The sequence below is a fragment of the Flavobacterium araucananum genome (assembly GCF_002222055.1).
Lineage (GTDB): Bacteria > Bacteroidota > Bacteroidia > Flavobacteriales > Flavobacteriaceae > Flavobacterium > Flavobacterium araucananum.
The window spans coordinates 185,998-201,864 of sequence record NZ_MUGS01000014.1 but is presented as its reverse complement, the minus strand read 5'-3'; the positions used below and the strand labels follow the sequence as shown (position 1 = coordinate 201,864).

The window sequence follows — 15,867 nt, the reverse complement described above, 5'->3', positions numbered from 1 at the left end:
GATAAAAATAAAATCGGTTACACTGCAGCTTGTTAAGTCAAAAGAAGTGAATAACAAAGAAAACCCACTAGAAAAGGATTATCAATTTATAAAGGGACTGTATTAGTTAAAAAGTGTCCACCAAAAGAAGTTTCTTTTAAATTTTGATAGTTTGGAGCCCTGTTGATGCTGACACACACAGGGCTTCTTTTTTATTTATAATATGACTGTCAATCTGAATAGCTTTAGCTCAGAGCCGTAATTTATTACTGCTCATTTTTTTTGGTTTGAAGTAATTTGTAAATGAAGTTGTAAATTTGCTTTAATTATAACAGTATAACAAATGCTAAAAGCAATAGAAACGGATTTCAATAGGTTGACTAATTAAAAAAAATGGAAACAGTTAAATTTCATAAAACAGAATGTGGTGTTAAAGTGCTTCTCAATATATTGCATGGCGATATACTGAGTAAGAGGTGTTTGGATAGAGATACTTACAATACTGAGTTGTTATGCTTTAAAGGAAAGTTTAAGCTATAATAATTTCAATACATTAATCTGCTTTAAGGCAGTTAAATTTTTAATATGTTAAAAAAATACAAATCCAATAAGATATATTACCAAAGTACAATAACACTTGCAGGACCTGTTGTAATTTCACAATTAGGCCATACCCTGGTGCAGACTCTTGATACCGTTATCATAGGGCATTATGCAGGAACTATATCGTTGGCAGCAGTCTCACTGGTTCATTCTGTTTTCATGGTAGTTTTAGTCATTGGATTGGGTGTTGCCTATGGATTAACACCTTTAATTGCGCAAGAAAATGGGAAATCAAATTTTAAGGAATGCGCTGAGCTTCTTTCAAACAGCTTATGGCTTAATGTTGCAGCGGCTATTTTTCTTTTTGTAATAGTATATTATGGCTCTATGTTTGCCATGCAGCATGCAGATCAGGATCCTCAGGTGGTAGAAACGGCAAAACCTTATTTACTTATTTTAAGTTTATCTATTCTGCCTTTAATGGTGTTTCAAACCTTTAAACAATTTGCAGAAGGGCTGGGTTTTACAAAACAAGCAATGTCTATAACAATATGGGGAAATGTACTCAACGTAATTATTGCAGTTATTCTGGTAAAGGGAATGTTTGGAATTGAGCCAATGGGAGTTCAAGGGGTAGGAATTGCAACATTGATAGATCGGGTTTTAATGATGCTGGTCATGATGTGGTATGTGCTTCGTTCAGAGAATTTTAGGGTTTATATAAAGCATTTCTCTGTTAAGTTTGTTGATTTTTCAAAAATTATAAAAGTGGTAAAAATAGGATTGCCTGTGGCGATGCAATATGTTTTTGAAATTGGAGTATTTGCAGTTGCGGCTTTAATGGCTGGTAATATAGGTGCAACGGAACAGGCTGCTCATCAGACAGCAATAACCCTTGCAGCAATGACTTACATGATGGCAGGAGGAATTGCATCGGCGGCAACTATTAAAGTCGGAAATAGTTTTGGAAATAGAAACTATAAAAGACTTCAGAAGTTTGCTTATGCATCTTATCATTTAGTTATCATTTTTATGATGTTCTTCGCTGTAATTTTTACACTCTTTAATCAATATTTACCTTATTTAATAACAAATGACGCAAGTGTTGTAGCGCTGGCAGCACATTTATTGATAATTGCTGCGGTATTCCAGCTCTTTGATGGTACACAGGTTGTTGGACTGGGAACACTAAGAGGAATGGGAGATGTAAACGTTCCTACTTTGATAACCTTTATTGCCTATTGGCTTGTTGGTCTGCCTGCGGCCTATATTTTAGGAATTCATTTCGATGCAGGAGTAAAGGGAATCTGGTATGGTTTGACTCTGGGGTTGTTAACATCATCTGCCTTACTGTATTTAAGATTTCGATATGTAATAAATAAAGTTTTGGAAAAATAATTTATAAGTCAATATAGATTTCTTAATTTAATCATTAAAGTACAAAGTCTGCTTAGAATTTAAGAATATTAAAAAAGGCCCATTTCTAACGAAATGGGCTTTTCAGTTTTTGACCTCAACGGTACAAATTCCTATACATTTTATCGAAGATTTGAAGAGATTGGCGCACTATATTTAGTATCTGTCCTTCATTGACTTTATGAATTTGGTTTGAATTTTCCTTTGGGGGATCCAGGCAAAATTGAGCAAGAAACGGATTTTTAATAAGAGGAACAGAATATAAATTTGTTTTGATTTAAAATATAAAAAATATGAAAAAATTTAAAATTGTTCCGTTGTCTAAAGAGTTTGTAAGCCAAATTCGGAAAACAAATATTGATAATTTTGGTAATCAGGTTTACGAGCAATTAGCAACGGGAAAAGGACCATGTCGAATTTCGTTGAAACCATTTAATGTCGGTCAGGATATTCGTTTGGTTTTATCATATAGTCCGTTTTCAGAAAACAATGCTTTTAATCAATCCGGACCTATATTTATTCACAAAAACGAAGTGGAGCAATATTCGGATATTTACAATTTCCCTAAAGAATTAAAAGCAGATAAAGAAAATTTTCCTTTATCGCTAATTGGTTATAGCAGAGAACAAAAAATGATTTTTACTAAATTAGTTGGCGACAATGATATCGATTTGCTAATTGCCGACATCTTTGAAACAAAAAGTGATGTTGAATATCTTCACGCAAGAAATTCAGAAGCTTGTTGTTTTATTTGTAAAATCGAAAGGGTGTAGTCTACGCTGACTTTGCGCAATTTTTTTGTTCCTTAGAAATTATAAATCTGATAGAAGTCTATACAACTCCAAATCAATCATATTTAAGTTCTCTACAGAAAAATTATCTGTTTTCCTCATTATTACATTTGTATAAAGATTAATTATCTTCAATAACACATTAAAAAAGAATGATTATCTGATTTTGATTATTAATTAAAATAATTCATCTTTTATTTTGAAATTTGCAAGGTAAAAAAACTAAACAATCTCATCAAATGAAAGCGAACATACAAGAAGATACAATATTGAACGAAAAGAAAGATATTGAAAACACCCGGAATACAATCAGGAATGATTTTGCATTCACATTAAAGAGTATTTATTTTAATGAAAGCTATATTCCATCCAACAGTACACGTGCAACAACCAACTTTGCTAATTTGGCAAGAGGAGCGAGTCGTCAGGAAAATTTACGCAACACTATTAATATGATTAACAATCGTTTTAATGCGTTGGCCAACTGGGATAATCCTAATAACGATCGCTATTCTGTTGAATTAGAAATTGTTTCTGTTTATATAGATATTGATGGCAGCGGTAAAACATTCCCATCCATTGAGATTTTAAAAACGCATATTATCGATCACAAAACAGGTAAACGCATTGAAGGCATTGTTGGAAATAATTTTTCTTCTTACATACGCGATTATGATTTTAGCGTATTGCTTTTAGAGCTTAACAAGGACAAAAATAACTTTAGCATTCCTGATAATTTTGGTGAATTACACGGTAATATATTTAAGCATTTTGTAAATTCAGAAACTTACAAAAAAAACTTTATCAAACCACCCGTTATATGTTTGAGTGTATCAGATAGTAAAACGTATCATCGTACAGAAAACCACCACCCGATATTAGGTTTTGAATATCAAACCAACGATTCTTCTTTAACAGAGCAATATTTCAAAAGAATGGGCTTGCAGGTTCGTTGTTTTATGCCGCTTAATAGTGTTGCCCCTTTGACGTTTTATTTCTTTGGCGACTTACTAACGGATTATACAAATCTTGAATTAATTAGCACCATTAGTACAATGGAAACGTTTCAAAAGATTTATAGACCCGAAATTTATAATGCGAATTCTGTCGCACCAGTTTGCTATAAGCCTAGTTTGAAAAACCAAGACTATTCTTTAACAAAAATTGTATACAACCGAGAAGAGCGCAGTCAGTTAGCAATTGAGCAAGGTAAATTTGCAGAAGAGCATTTTATTAAGCCTTACAAAAATGTATTAGAACAGTGGTCTGCCAATTTTGCTCTTTAATTAATACAACAACACATTAAAATTATTTTATTATGAAGAAATTATTATTACCCACCTCAATTGTTGGAAGTTTACCAAAACCTGCCTGGCTTGCACCACCTGAAAAGCTTTGGTCGCCTTGGAAATTAGAAGGAGACCAGTTATTTGAAGGGAAACAAGATGCTTTGCGTATTTCTTTGCAGGAGCAGCAATTGGCAGGGGTTGATATAATTAGTGATGGTGAGCAAACCCGTCAACATTTTGTAACGACTTTTATCGAGCATTTAAGCGGTGTAGATTTTGAAAATCGTAAAATTGTAAAAATTCGGGATCGTTATGATGCGAGCGTTCCGGTTGTTGTAGGTGAAGTTGCACGTCAAAAATCAGTTTTTGTTGATGATGCCAAATTTTTACGTAAACAGACTAATAAGCCTATAAAATGGGCATTGCCTGGTCCGATGACAATGGTAGATACCTTATACGATGACCATTACAAAAGCCGGGAAAAATTGGCGTGGGAATTTGCAAAAGCGCTCAACGAAGAAGCAAGAGAACTTCAAGACGCAGGAGTAGATATTATCCAGTTTGATGAACCTGCATTTAATGTGTTTTTTAATGAAGTAAACGATTGGGGAATGGCAGTATTAGAAAGAGCCATTGAAGGTTTAAAGTGCGAAACTGCTATACATATTTGTTACGGTTATGGAATAAAAGCTAATAATGATTGGAAAAAGACATTGGGTTCAGAGTGGCGTCAATACGAAGAAATTTTTCCGAAAATTCAAAATTCTAAAATTGATATTGTGTCATTAGAATGTCATAACTCAAATGTGCCTTTTGATTTAATGGAACTTGTTCGCGGTAAAAAAGTAATGGTCGGTGCAATTGATGTGGCAACCAACACTATTGAAACACCCGAAGAAGTAGCTGCTACCCTTCGTAAAGCGCTGGAGTTTGTAAATATCGAAAATCTTTACCCTTCTACAAACTGTGGTATGGCTCCATTATCTCGAAGCGTAGCTAGAGGTAAGTTAAGTGCTTTAAGCGCAGGAGCAGAAATTATACGCAAGGAACTTTCTATTTAGTACCAATGTATTAATTAGAAAATCGGTTCTTTTTTTGACTTCCTCTGTCCGTAGAGTTTAGCAGATTGACTCTACGGACTAACAAATAAATCTGGAGAATCCGCCTCGGATTGCTCTTTCAAACTTCTTTTCGTCGAGCCATACCCTGAGCGATGATGCTGGCAGCAATCAGTTGCAAGGCATGATAAAGCATAAGTGGCAACAATACGATGCCAGTGATGGTACTGTGCTGAAAAAGCACTTTTGACATCACGGTGCCGTGTACCAATGACTTTTTAGATCCGCAAAATAAGACCGTAATACGATCTTCATCTGAAAAACCAAGCAAGCGACTGAGTAGTCCGACACAAAGGAATACGGTAAAAAACAAGACCATCATTCCTGTGGCGAGTCCGGCAAGTTCAATTGCGGTGAAGCTTTCGAAAAGATGCTGGGAGAATGACTTACAAAACGACGTGTAAATGATGGTAAGGATGATTGCCTGATCGAAATATTTGAGCTGTTTCTTATATTTTTCAGCAATGGCGCCAAAACGGGAGTTCAGGCTGATGCCAATGATGACAGGCAACAAGACTTGAAGAACCAACTTTATAACGATATCAGTGATATCAAAATTGCCTGTTGCAGAAGCTATGAACAGCCCAACCCAGAGTGGCGTAACAATTACTCCGATCAAACTGGAAATGCTCGCATTGAAAATGGCTGCGGGAATGTTGCCCTTGGCGATAGAAACCATAACTACCGCAGAGGAAACTGTGGATGGTAAAGCTGCCAGAAAAAACACACCCAACCAAAGCAACTCGAAGCCGGCGTTGATAAACAAGGGACGAAACGCCAAAACGATGAGCGGAAAAAACAAAAAGGTTGTTAACTGGACTACAATGTGCATTTTCCAGTTGGCAAGCCCGGCTTTTAGTTTCTCAACACTCAGTCGCAAGCCATAAAACAAGAAAATAAACGACACGCCTACATTGGCAATGTCCTCCAGCGAAACAGGTTCTTTGACCATACCTGGCTTCGGCAAAAAATAAGCCAGCAGAATCATGGTGCCTATCATTAACAGGAAACCGTCGAAACCTGCTTTACTTAATACTTCTAATAACTTTTTCAATGTACTTTTAATTTTAATTTTTAGATTTATATACGGCAAAAATAAGTTTTGAAGGTCATTAAATCTTTGATATAGTTAAAATAAGGTTTTTGTATTGTTTTTTGTTATATTTGAAGATTATTATTCTTTTTTGTAAATTAATTCAACCTTTTTTAAGTAAAATATTCTATGGAGCAGATAGACGACATTGATCTTCAATTACTAAATATACTTCACGATAATTCTAAATACACGGTAAAAGAGCTTGCTAAGATGGTAAATCTTTCGGCATCGCCAGTTTTTGAACGAATTAAAAGATTGGAAAACAACGGTTATATTAAGAAATATATAGCACTCCTTGATGCAGAAAAATTAAACAGGGGATTCATTGTTTTCTGTAATATCAAACTTAAACAGCACGATCGTAATATTGGGAATCAGTTTGTTAGTGATATTATGAAAATAGAAGAAGTTGTAGAATGTTACAATATCTCAGGGGATTACGATTTTTTAATGAAAGTTTCTGCCAAAGACATGAAGCATTATCAGGATTTTGTGTTTAATAAATTGGGATCAGTTGAAAGCATAGGGAGTACCCAAAGTACCTTTGTTATGTCGGAGATAAAAAATCTCTACGGATAATAGTATTTCAATATTTTCCGGGCGATCCAGAAAATGCTGGTCTAATGTGTACGTTTCAGGTGCAATAAGCGAATCGTCTGAAGCGCCTTCATGATACTGAAACCAAGTAGATTCTTTAGAAACAAAATCCTTAAGCGCATCTACAAAAAAATTAGATCCTATTATGTACTTTACCTTAAAAAAAAAAAAATCTCAAAATTAAATTGTGCACAATTTAATTGTTCGTTATATTTGCAATGTTACTAGGATTCAAAAAATTTAAGGATCAGATTTTTAATTTATAAAATAAGAAAGAATGTCGTTAATAGAAGATTTAAACTGGAGACATGCCGTAAAAGCATACGATTCAACAAAAAAAGTATCAGAAGAAGATTTAGATAAAATTTTGGAAGTTGCTAGATTAGCGCCAACTTCATCTGGTTTACAGCCTTTTCGCGTGATTGTGGTTGAAAATCAGCAATTGAAAGAGAAGATGGTAAATGGGGCATTAAATCCGGAAGTTATGAGAGATTGTTCTCATGTATTGGTTTTTGCTGCATGGGAGAGTTACTCTAATGAGAAAATCGACAAAGTTTATGATCATCATACAGATGTAAGAGAATTGCCAAGAGGTCGTTTCAATAGTTACACAGATCAGATCAAACAAATCTATGGAGCCCAAACTCCTGAGCAGCATTTTGCACACACAGCAAGACAATCTTATATCGCATTAGGATTGGCAATGGCTCAGGCAGCTGAACTTAAGATTGATTCAACTCCTGCTGAAGGTTTTAGCAATGAAGTAGTAGATGAGATTTTGAATCTAAAGGAATTAGGTTTAAAAAGCGTTACGCTTTTATATCTGGGTTACAGAGACACCGAAAAGGACTGGCTTTCTCAAATGAAGAAAGTAAGAATTCCTATGGAGGAATTTATCATCAGAAAATAGTTTTTACTTTACTTTTTGTTAATAGATTATGGAAGATCATCACCCGCTCATACTGGGAAACCAGCTTTGTTTTCCGCTTTACGTTATTTCAAAAGAAGTTATCGGTTTGTACCGGCCATTTCTTGATGAACTTGATATTACCTACCCGCAGTATCTTGCGATGATGGTACTTTGGGAGAAAGATGGTTTGACTGTAAATCAGGTTGGCGAAAAACTGTTTCTTGACAGCGGTACGTTAACACCGTTATTGAAAAGACTTGAAGTTAAGGGTTTTATCATCAGAAAAAGAAAAAAAGAAGACGAAAGAGTCGTTGAAGTTTTTTTAGCGGATAAAGGAAGAAATTTGCAGCAAAAAGCATGTGAAATTCCTGCAAAAATGAAGGAAAAATTAAATTTAACAACAGAAGATTTATTCGAACTCAAAGAAACTGTTCAGAAAATTTTAAATAAAATTCAAAAATAAAATGAAAACATTATATACAACAAGCGTTACTGCAAAAGGCGGAAGAAACGGACAGGTAAAAAGCGAAAACGGAATTTTGAACCTTGAGGTAAGAATGCCGAAAGCTTTAGGCGGAACCAATGATGATTTTACCAATCCGGAAATGCTTTTCGCAGCAGGTTATGCAGCGTGCTTTGACAGTGCACTGAATTTGATCATTGGTAAATCAAAAATTCAAACTGGTGAAACTTCGGTAGCGGCAAAAGTAAGCATCGGACAGAATGAAGATGGTGGTTTTGGTCTTGCAGCAGAACTCGATGTCAATATTCCGGGAGTTTCTATTGAACAGGCTCAGGAATTAACAGAAAAAGCGCATCAGATCTGTCCTTATTCAAATGCGACAAGATCCAATATTGAAGTTAAGTTATCGGTGACCAATAGCTAAGATTAATTTCTTTAAATTATATAAATCTGCCTCTTTCGATGCAGATTTTTTTATGTTTGATTTTAAAAGTGACTTTAAGACCTGTTTATGCGATATATTATTTTTAGCATTCTCATTCAAAAAGCTAAATTTGCAAGTAAAAAATAATAGGTTAAATTTTAAAGAAATCATTCAATGAAACTTAAAATGACAAAAAAAAGTAAGGTTCAAAGCGTTCCTAAATTTATGATTGAAAAGCTTCGCTTTAATTCTATATTTTTCGTCAGTGGTTTGCTGTTTAATATTACATGGTGCATCTCTTTATTAATTACGCATTCTATAGAGTTTTACATCATTGGGTTTTCTGCTTTTTTACTGATTATAAATGGGTGCTGCGAGATTTTTTTCTCTCTTGCCAATAAAACAAAATTAGAGGCATGGGGATTGTTCATACAGTCCGGAATATTTACAATAATTACTGGAATTTTAATTTTATTTGATCTTGTGAATATTCTAAATATAAATGAAGTTCTTTTATCTTACTTTTTTATAGCCGGTTTCTTTAATCTTATCCTGGCAGGTTCACTGGTACAATACGGAATGATAGACTGGAGCCGTTTTAGGCATTTAAACTGGGTTGTAATTATAGTATCGGCATCAGCCTTATTGATGCTGGTAAGTGATTGGGGAAATACAGATATACTTCTTGGTATTACTTCTGTTTTGTTTGGATGCGGAAGAATGATCTTAACGGCTAATTTTTCAGAATTAAATACCTTTCCGGACAAAGTAAGCAGGGAGATTTATCAAAAAATTGATGGTGTGAAAAACGAATATTTTGAAGCTTTGGAGAAGAACTGGGATGCTGACAAAAATCTATTTCTTTAGGGATGATTTTTAGTATTTTTAAGAATTTTATAAGATTAGACAGATTAAATAGCAATAATTAGGTACAAAAAAAATCCCATTTCGTTAGAAATGGGATTTTTTGTGCCCCTTACTTAACAATTTACAAACTTTTAACTTTTCTTGAAAATTTGGTATTTTGGTTTTTCGTAATCAGTTATGTCCAAAATAATATCATAAACGCCTGTTAAAATTTCAATATTATTTCCTTTTGGCATTATTCCGTCGCTCATATCTTTTCCAAAATTTAAAGTCCAATCGTCATTAAATCGAAATTTAAGCTCTCCTGTTTTTAAAGTCACATTTTTAATTGTCCAAATTCCTTTTGTTTCAGTTTCAAAAAGTTTTGCATCAGGACCGTCCCAGCCTTTTTCTGTGGCAGTTCCTACAATTCCCCAAGAAGGAAATATTTTTGTTGCTTTTTTTAGTTGATTTCCTACATGAAAACTTAATGACTCTATTTGTGAAGTCTTGTTTCTTTCAAAAATTACATCACCCATTAATTCTTCAGCATAAAATAAATTTTCTTTTACAGGATATAGAATAGTTGTGGGCCCGTTTCCACTTTGCAATTTTAATTTATTGTTTTCAACTGTAAGGTAAATTACAAAATTGTCTTCTACTTGATAAGTTCCCACATATTGCTTTAAAGTTTCTGAGCTTATGTTGGCTACAACTGGAATTTTATAATCTTTATCATATAAATTATACAAAGTTTTCATAATAGCATAAGTGGCAGTGTTTAAACCTCTTTCTGTATTTGTAAGCAGTATAATGCAGATATCATCTTCGGGGATTTGGACAAAATTGCTGCAAGAACCAGCTCCATAACCACTATGGCCAACTGTCATTTTTTTAAACATTGGCATTGTAATCCAGCCATAACCATAATTTTTTTTGAAAGGTGTATATGCTTTTTCTAAACTTTCTTTGGAGATAATTTTGTAATTTTTTAGTCCATTATAATATTTGTTTAAATCTTCAACAGTTGAGTATATTCCACCAGCAGCAAAAGGCATAGGTGGATCATAAACAATCGATGGTTTTTGTTCTTTTTCAGAAAAAACCTCATAGCCAATGACTTTATTTTCACTTTTTAGATTTTTAAAAGCAAAACCACTTTGCTTCATTTTCAATGGTTTAAATATGTATTTTTCAACTGCTTTTTCGTAACTTATTCCAGTAACTTTTTGAATTACATAGCCTAGAAAATAATATCCTGAGTTAGAATAACTCCAATCAGTTCCAACTGGAAAATCCAAAGGTTTTGTTTTTTGAAATTCAATAAATGATTTTTCCGTTTGGTCTTTCATATCATTTCCTCTGGTATAGTCATAAACTCCAGAGGTATGGGTTAACAAACTTTCAATTGAAATAGCACTTGCATCGGGATAATCTGGATAGAACTTTGAAAGTTTATCCTGTAATGAAACTTTTTTTTCTTCTACTAATTTTAAAATTACCGTTGCTGTAAAAGTTTTTGTAATAGAATATATTTGAAAAATGCTGTTAGGGTTATTTTCCTTTTTTAAAGCTACATTTGATAATCCATAGCCTTTATCTAGTAAAGTTTCTCCTTTTTCAGAAATAAAAACAGAACCGTTAAATAGATTTTGTTGATTGTAAAATTCAAAAAGTTGTTCTAATTTTTCTTTCTTACTTTGTGCAAAACCCAATTGTGTTATAAATAATAAAATAAAAGTGATTGATTGAATTGATTTCATGTTTTTTTTGACTTTTTATTGAATTCTAACTAACGGTTTGCCCTTTGTGACAGTTGCGTAAATTTATAATAAAAGATTACATATAAAAATCCCTAACTGAATTTTCATGCAAAATTCAGTGCACAAGCTAAGCTAATACATCCAATAATATCACCCTCGCTCTCCGAAGTGTTCTCATGAAAAGCTGCGCAAATGTCTCTGACTTTGCGCAATTTTTTTTTGTTCCTTAGAAATTATAAATCTACTAGAAGTCTCCCGACTTTTTTACTGTTAGTTCTTATTATTGTCTTGGATTTTTTTTACATTCAGGAAAAATATTCTAAGAAAATTAGTTTTAAAGTCAGAGACTTTATGAAGTCTAGCTCTTTAAAATGTTCTCATGAAAAGCTGCGCAAATGTCTTTGACTTTGCGCAGGAACCAAAGATATTCTTTTGAAAAGGCAAAGGCGTAAATATTCTGTTTAGGCTTTAAAAATATTTTTAATATACTTTATCTTACTTTTCCGACTCTTGTAAATATAGTTAAGCTGACTTTTCTGCGACTAAAATAGGATCTAGTCCAAACACAAAAAAATAAGAATATTCATATATTCAGAGATTTTTTAAAAAAAATACGATTTTAATAATTTAGACTCTATTTGAATAAATTAAGTATAATTCTTACAATTTAAGTCTTTTTATTAAAAAAATAAAAATATATTTGGCATATAATTTAAGATTAATTTTTAAAAATATTCAGCAGCTGCGAATTGAAGGTTATTGTCTTTTTCCTAAAAAAAACAATTAAAGAATAGTGTTATATGCAGCACGATAAATAAGTGTAAGGTCAAAAAAATAACCGCTCAAGACCAAATGGGGTATAAAAACCAAAAATATGAGTACAGAAGAAAAAATGTTAGAAAATTTTCAAATTGAAGAACTTGAAATGCGTTACGAAATGGGCTGGCATGCCGCATCGGGAGAATATCCAGATGGTTCAGGAAATGTTGAGTATAGCAACTGGTATGGAGTAGGCGTTGGAGTAAGTTTCTAATCAAGTTTCATAGTCAAGTTTAAAAATTAAACTTGACTATGACCTCTTAACAATTTATAAATGAAAAAACATAATTTAAGCGTATTATTTATACTGCTGCCTATAATATTATTTTCGCAACAAAACTCTGTATTGTGGAAAATTGAAAAAGACTCTGTAGCATCGTACATCTTAGGAACCCAGCATCTTTTTGGAGGAAGTTTCATTGAGAATGATTCTGATATTTTTAATGCTTTAAAAAACAGTGTCTTGATTGTTACAGAAAATATAGATTCTCCATACACAATTGTTGAAAAAAGAAATTCGTTTAATTATATTGAGAAATTATCCTCTAGAGAAAAATCTAAATTAAATGAAATTCTGTATGAAAAAAAGAATATAAATAAGCTTACTTTAAAAGAATTGATAGGTCAGACCGATAAATATTGGGGACGTTTTTCATGTCTTGATGCTGGTGAAAAAAAAGATACTGTTTTGATGGACGAATTTGTGAAAAAATACGCCAGAAATAATCAAATCAAGCTTGAAGGACTTGAAACTGTTGAGCAGACTTTAGATGCAATCGAAACTTTTGTTTATCCAAATTTTTCAGAAAAACAATTAATATCAATTCTTAGAGATAAATTGGATAAGTTCTCTGATAATAAGAGCAATAAAAATTGTGCAATTGAAGAGGAGTATAGAACTAAAAAATATTCTTTTGACTTTAGCAAAAGTATTAATGTGCCTATTATTACCAGCAGAAATCAAAATTGGCTTCAGAAAATACCAAAACTTTTGGAAGATAATAAAAAGGTCTTCATAGCAGTTGGGGCAGGTCATTTGAATTTCAAAAACGGTCTCATAGAAGGACTTAAAAACCTTGGATATAAAGTTACACCCGTAAATCTGCAATGATGTTTTCAAATTTTTTTTTAGGAGCAATTATGCTGGTCATGAGCTCCAAGAATCTATATTCCCAAACTAATGACACAGTTTCTAAATTTAAGAAACCAAAGTACAGTTTTGTGGAAACTAATATCGATACCATCATTAAAATGAATAAATCATTAAAATGGACAAGTAAAAGAGCTGTAAAAACTGAATCTTTTTCAATTTATAATAAAACGACAAAATCTAATGATTTCTATATTTTAAACGCAGATAAATCTAATTATACTAAATCTGATATTTTAATAGAAAATAATTTTAGGAATAACAAAATTGATTCTTTCAACCCTTCTGGTGCCTCTAACATTCAGTCAGGTGTTTTGATGGGTATGTTTAACTTATTCACAAAAAAATAGCAGATGCAAGAATTTTATTTAAGTCAGTTCCAAGATTATGTAAAGAGCTTAAATGTTTCTAAAAATATTGAAAATGAAATCTTAGATCTTGAATTCATTAAAAAGAATCCTTCTTTTTATATATACTATCCGAGCTTATTTTCGGGAATGATGAAGATGTTTGATCAGGAGAAGATAAATAAGCTGTCAGCAGCTGGTTATTTTTATTATCAGTCTTCAATTATAATGGATACCATAATTGATGAAAAGCAAACTGATAAGTTTCCAATTGCATTAGTATGTCAGGAAGAAACCATAAAACTTTTAACTGAAATTTTTACAATTAAATCTGTTTTCTGGAATTATTGGAATACCCGTAAAAATGAATTTTTTAATGCTGTTTTACTGCAGCAGAAACTTTATAATAAAACAGAAGTTAATTTCTCTGAATATGAAGTATTAGCAGATTATAAATCTGCTTTTGGCAAAATCGCTGTCGATTCTATATTTGTTTTAACAAAACAAGCAGATGAAAGAAAATATAAGATTATATTAAAATCTCATAAATATTTTTCTGTTGGTTTTCAGCTTTTTGATGATATTAACGATTTTAGAATAGACTTTGGAAACAAGCAGTTTAATTGGGCTGTATATGAATTATCTAAAAAAATTGAGTTTGCAGATTACGGTAATGATCCTGTAAAACTCAATAAAATACTTTACATTAAAGAAATTGGACAAGGAATCTTAAGAAAAGCAATAGAATATTTTGAAACTGCTGAAAATCTTGTTTATAATTTAGAAAATAGTAAATCCTGGCTCAATGTAATTCAACAGATGAAGAACAAGGTAATACTGCAGCTTGATGCTACAAATGATTATTTAAAACAGGTAAAGTCAATACAATAAATGATTATGTCTACAAACCAAGATGATCTTATACCAGTTTTATCTGCAGATATCGAGATAACCGATTTCTCTAAGTCTAATTATGTATTAAGCAATAAGAAACACAAGCATTATCTTAAGATATCTAAAGAGGTGAAAGATTTATTATCTTTTATAGATAATAAGAAAAATATAGACGAGATTACACAGGAATATAATTCTTGTTTTAACACAACGATAAAATCAGATTTTACTTATAGTTTAATTTATGTAAAATTATCAAGATACGGACTTCTTGAAAATTATGGAGAGATAAAAACTAACGGCAAGCCAAATTATTTAAAATTGAGTGCAATATTTTTAAATGAGAGGAAAGTAGGTAAAATAGTGAAATATTTTTATTTTCTTTTTAATTTAAAAACAGCATTTATTCTTTTAAGTTTCTCATTAATAATATCTGCTTGGAAATTAATATCTTTTCTGGATACAAATAAAGAGTTCAATATTCAGGTAGGCTTAGTATCATTAATCTTGTTGACTTTTGTAAGTGCTGTTTTTCATGAAATTGGACATGCAACCAGTACAAGCCTGTTTGGTTCTAAACACGGAGGCATAGGTGCCGGATTTTATCTTTTTTCCCCAGTACTTTATGCTGATGTCACAGATGTTTGGAGGCTGCCTAAAAAAAAACGGATTGTAGTTAACTTATCGGGAATATATTTTGAAATCTTATTCTGTGCGGTTCTACTTCTTATTAACCTTGTCTTGAAAAGTGAATTGCTTGAAATGCTGGCGCTTATTGTTTTTATAAAAACATTTTTCAATTTAAATCCTCTGGTGAGAAGTGATGGTTATTGGGTTATTACAGATCTGACAAATCAGCCTAATTTATTCAGAAATGCATACCAGAAAGTCAACAATTTGTCCCTGTTCATTTTGAGAAGAAGACCGATAACTTGGAATTATGTCGATTTTATAGTATTCATTTATGGTATTTTGAGCATTGCTTTTATATCCTATTTTATAATTTATGCAGTAATTTTGAACCCGTCTTCAATTTTATATTTCCCAAAGAATCTTTTGTTGTTTTTTCAAAATATATTCACATTTAATAGTGCAATATCGATACAGAAGATAACAGAGTTAATATTGCCGATGATATTTTTTTATTTTATTTTTAACTTATCTAAAAATGCTTTTAAAAATATTCTAATGATGAAAAAGACTAAATAATTTTTTAGATTTTTATGCTTCAGTTTAAATTCTTTGTTTGAAGTAATTATTCATAAAAAAAATCCCATTCGTCGCGACGAATGGGATTTTTTGTGACCCCAACGGGACAAATTTCAACATTTTTTTTGGATGATTTGAAGAAATTGGCTTATTATATGTAGTTGTCTGTCTTCCAGTGGCTTTATAAATTTGGTTTGGATGGACTGTTGGGGA

16 protein-coding genes are annotated in these 15,867 nt (G+C 32.0%); 14 read left to right on the top strand and 2 right to left on the bottom strand.

All coding sequences use genetic code 11. The annotated features are described in order from the left end of the window. Nucleotides 1-564 precede the first annotated feature (564 nt). From B0A64_RS09570 to B0A64_RS09555, 4 genes are all read left to right on the top strand, one after another. Complete coding sequence (locus B0A64_RS09570) at nt 565-1,920, top strand: MATE family efflux transporter (RefSeq protein WP_089479279.1); 1,356 nt, start codon at nt 565-567, stop codon at nt 1,918-1,920. A 311-nt stretch (nt 1,921-2,231) separates the two neighbouring features. Next, nucleotides 2,232-2,711 (top strand): DUF1203 domain-containing protein, encoded by a 480-nt coding sequence (locus tag B0A64_RS09565; protein WP_089479278.1) that lies wholly within the window; start codon nt 2,232-2,234, stop codon nt 2,709-2,711. A gap of 257 nt (nt 2,712-2,968) precedes the next feature. Continuing rightward, nucleotides 2,969-4,015, top strand: coding sequence for a DUF1852 domain-containing protein (locus B0A64_RS09560; RefSeq protein WP_208863529.1), 1,047 nt, complete (start codon nt 2,969-2,971; stop codon nt 4,013-4,015). A 32-nt stretch (nt 4,016-4,047) separates the two neighbouring features. Next, entirely contained in the window at nt 4,048-5,079 is a 1,032-nt protein-coding gene (locus B0A64_RS09555; protein WP_089479277.1) for a methionine synthase, read from the top strand. Nucleotides 5,080-5,197: 118 nt separating this feature from the next. Here the strand turns inward: B0A64_RS09555 and B0A64_RS09550 are convergent, their stop codons facing one another. Then, a complete protein-coding gene (locus B0A64_RS09550; RefSeq protein WP_089479276.1) occupies nt 5,198-6,190 on the bottom strand; it encodes a bile acid:sodium symporter family protein in 993 nt (330 codons plus the stop codon). A 168-nt stretch (nt 6,191-6,358) separates the two neighbouring features. Here B0A64_RS09550 and B0A64_RS09545 point away from each other — a divergent pair, with 168 nt between their 5' ends. The 5 genes from B0A64_RS09545 to B0A64_RS09520 all read left to right on the top strand — a co-directional run bounded on the left by B0A64_RS09545 (nt 6,359) and on the right by B0A64_RS09520 (nt 9,493). Further along, complete coding sequence (locus tag B0A64_RS09545) at nt 6,359-6,811, top strand: Lrp/AsnC family transcriptional regulator (RefSeq protein WP_035644147.1); 453 nt, start codon at nt 6,359-6,361, stop codon at nt 6,809-6,811. Nucleotides 6,812-7,106: 295 nt separating this feature from the next. Beyond that, a complete protein-coding gene (locus B0A64_RS09540; RefSeq protein WP_089479275.1) occupies nt 7,107-7,739 on the top strand; it encodes an NAD(P)H-dependent oxidoreductase in 633 nt (210 codons plus the stop codon). A gap of 28 nt (nt 7,740-7,767) precedes the next feature. After that, on the top strand, nt 7,768-8,202 hold the full coding sequence (locus B0A64_RS09535; RefSeq protein ID WP_089479274.1) for a MarR family winged helix-turn-helix transcriptional regulator: 435 nt from the start codon (nt 7,768-7,770) through the stop codon (nt 8,200-8,202). A 1-nt stretch (nt 8,203) separates the two neighbouring features. After that, nucleotides 8,204-8,626, top strand: a complete 423-nt coding sequence (locus B0A64_RS09530; protein WP_089479273.1) for an organic hydroperoxide resistance protein — start codon at nt 8,204-8,206, stop codon at nt 8,624-8,626. Nucleotides 8,627-8,812: 186 nt separating this feature from the next. Then, nucleotides 8,813-9,493 carry a hypothetical protein gene (locus tag B0A64_RS09520; protein ID WP_123875901.1) on the top strand — a complete coding sequence of 227 codons (681 nt, stop codon included), beginning with the start codon at nt 8,813-8,815 and terminating at the stop codon, nt 9,491-9,493. Between the two features lie 131 nt (nt 9,494-9,624). Here the strand turns inward: B0A64_RS09520 and B0A64_RS09515 are convergent, their stop codons facing one another. Continuing rightward, on the bottom strand, nt 9,625-11,235 hold the full coding sequence (locus B0A64_RS09515) for a serine hydrolase (protein ID WP_089479270.1): 1,611 nt from the start codon (nt 11,233-11,235) through the stop codon (nt 9,625-9,627). An 874-nt stretch (nt 11,236-12,109) separates the two neighbouring features. Between B0A64_RS09515 and B0A64_RS25130 the strand changes: the two genes are divergently transcribed. The 5 genes from B0A64_RS25130 to B0A64_RS09495 all read left to right on the top strand — a co-directional run bounded on the left by B0A64_RS25130 (nt 12,110) and on the right by B0A64_RS09495 (nt 15,654). Beyond that, nucleotides 12,110-12,268 carry a hypothetical protein gene (locus tag B0A64_RS25130; RefSeq protein ID WP_165769788.1) on the top strand — a complete coding sequence of 53 codons (159 nt, stop codon included), beginning with the start codon at nt 12,110-12,112 and terminating at the stop codon, nt 12,266-12,268. Between the two features lie 60 nt (nt 12,269-12,328). Then, complete coding sequence (locus B0A64_RS09510) at nt 12,329-13,165, top strand: TraB/GumN family protein (RefSeq protein ID WP_089479269.1); 837 nt, start codon at nt 12,329-12,331, stop codon at nt 13,163-13,165. Nucleotides 13,166-13,275: 110 nt separating this feature from the next. Continuing rightward, nucleotides 13,276-13,554: a hypothetical protein gene (locus B0A64_RS09505; protein ID WP_123875900.1), complete on the top strand. Its 279-nt coding sequence runs from the start codon at nt 13,276-13,278 to the stop codon at nt 13,552-13,554. Nucleotides 13,555-13,557: 3 nt separating this feature from the next. Then, complete coding sequence (locus B0A64_RS09500) at nt 13,558-14,442, top strand: hypothetical protein (protein ID WP_089479267.1); 885 nt, start codon at nt 13,558-13,560, stop codon at nt 14,440-14,442. A 6-nt stretch (nt 14,443-14,448) separates the two neighbouring features. Next, nucleotides 14,449-15,654: a peptidase, M50 family protein gene (locus tag B0A64_RS09495; protein ID WP_123875899.1), complete on the top strand. Its 1,206-nt coding sequence runs from the start codon at nt 14,449-14,451 to the stop codon at nt 15,652-15,654. Nucleotides 15,655-15,867 lie beyond the last annotated feature (213 nt).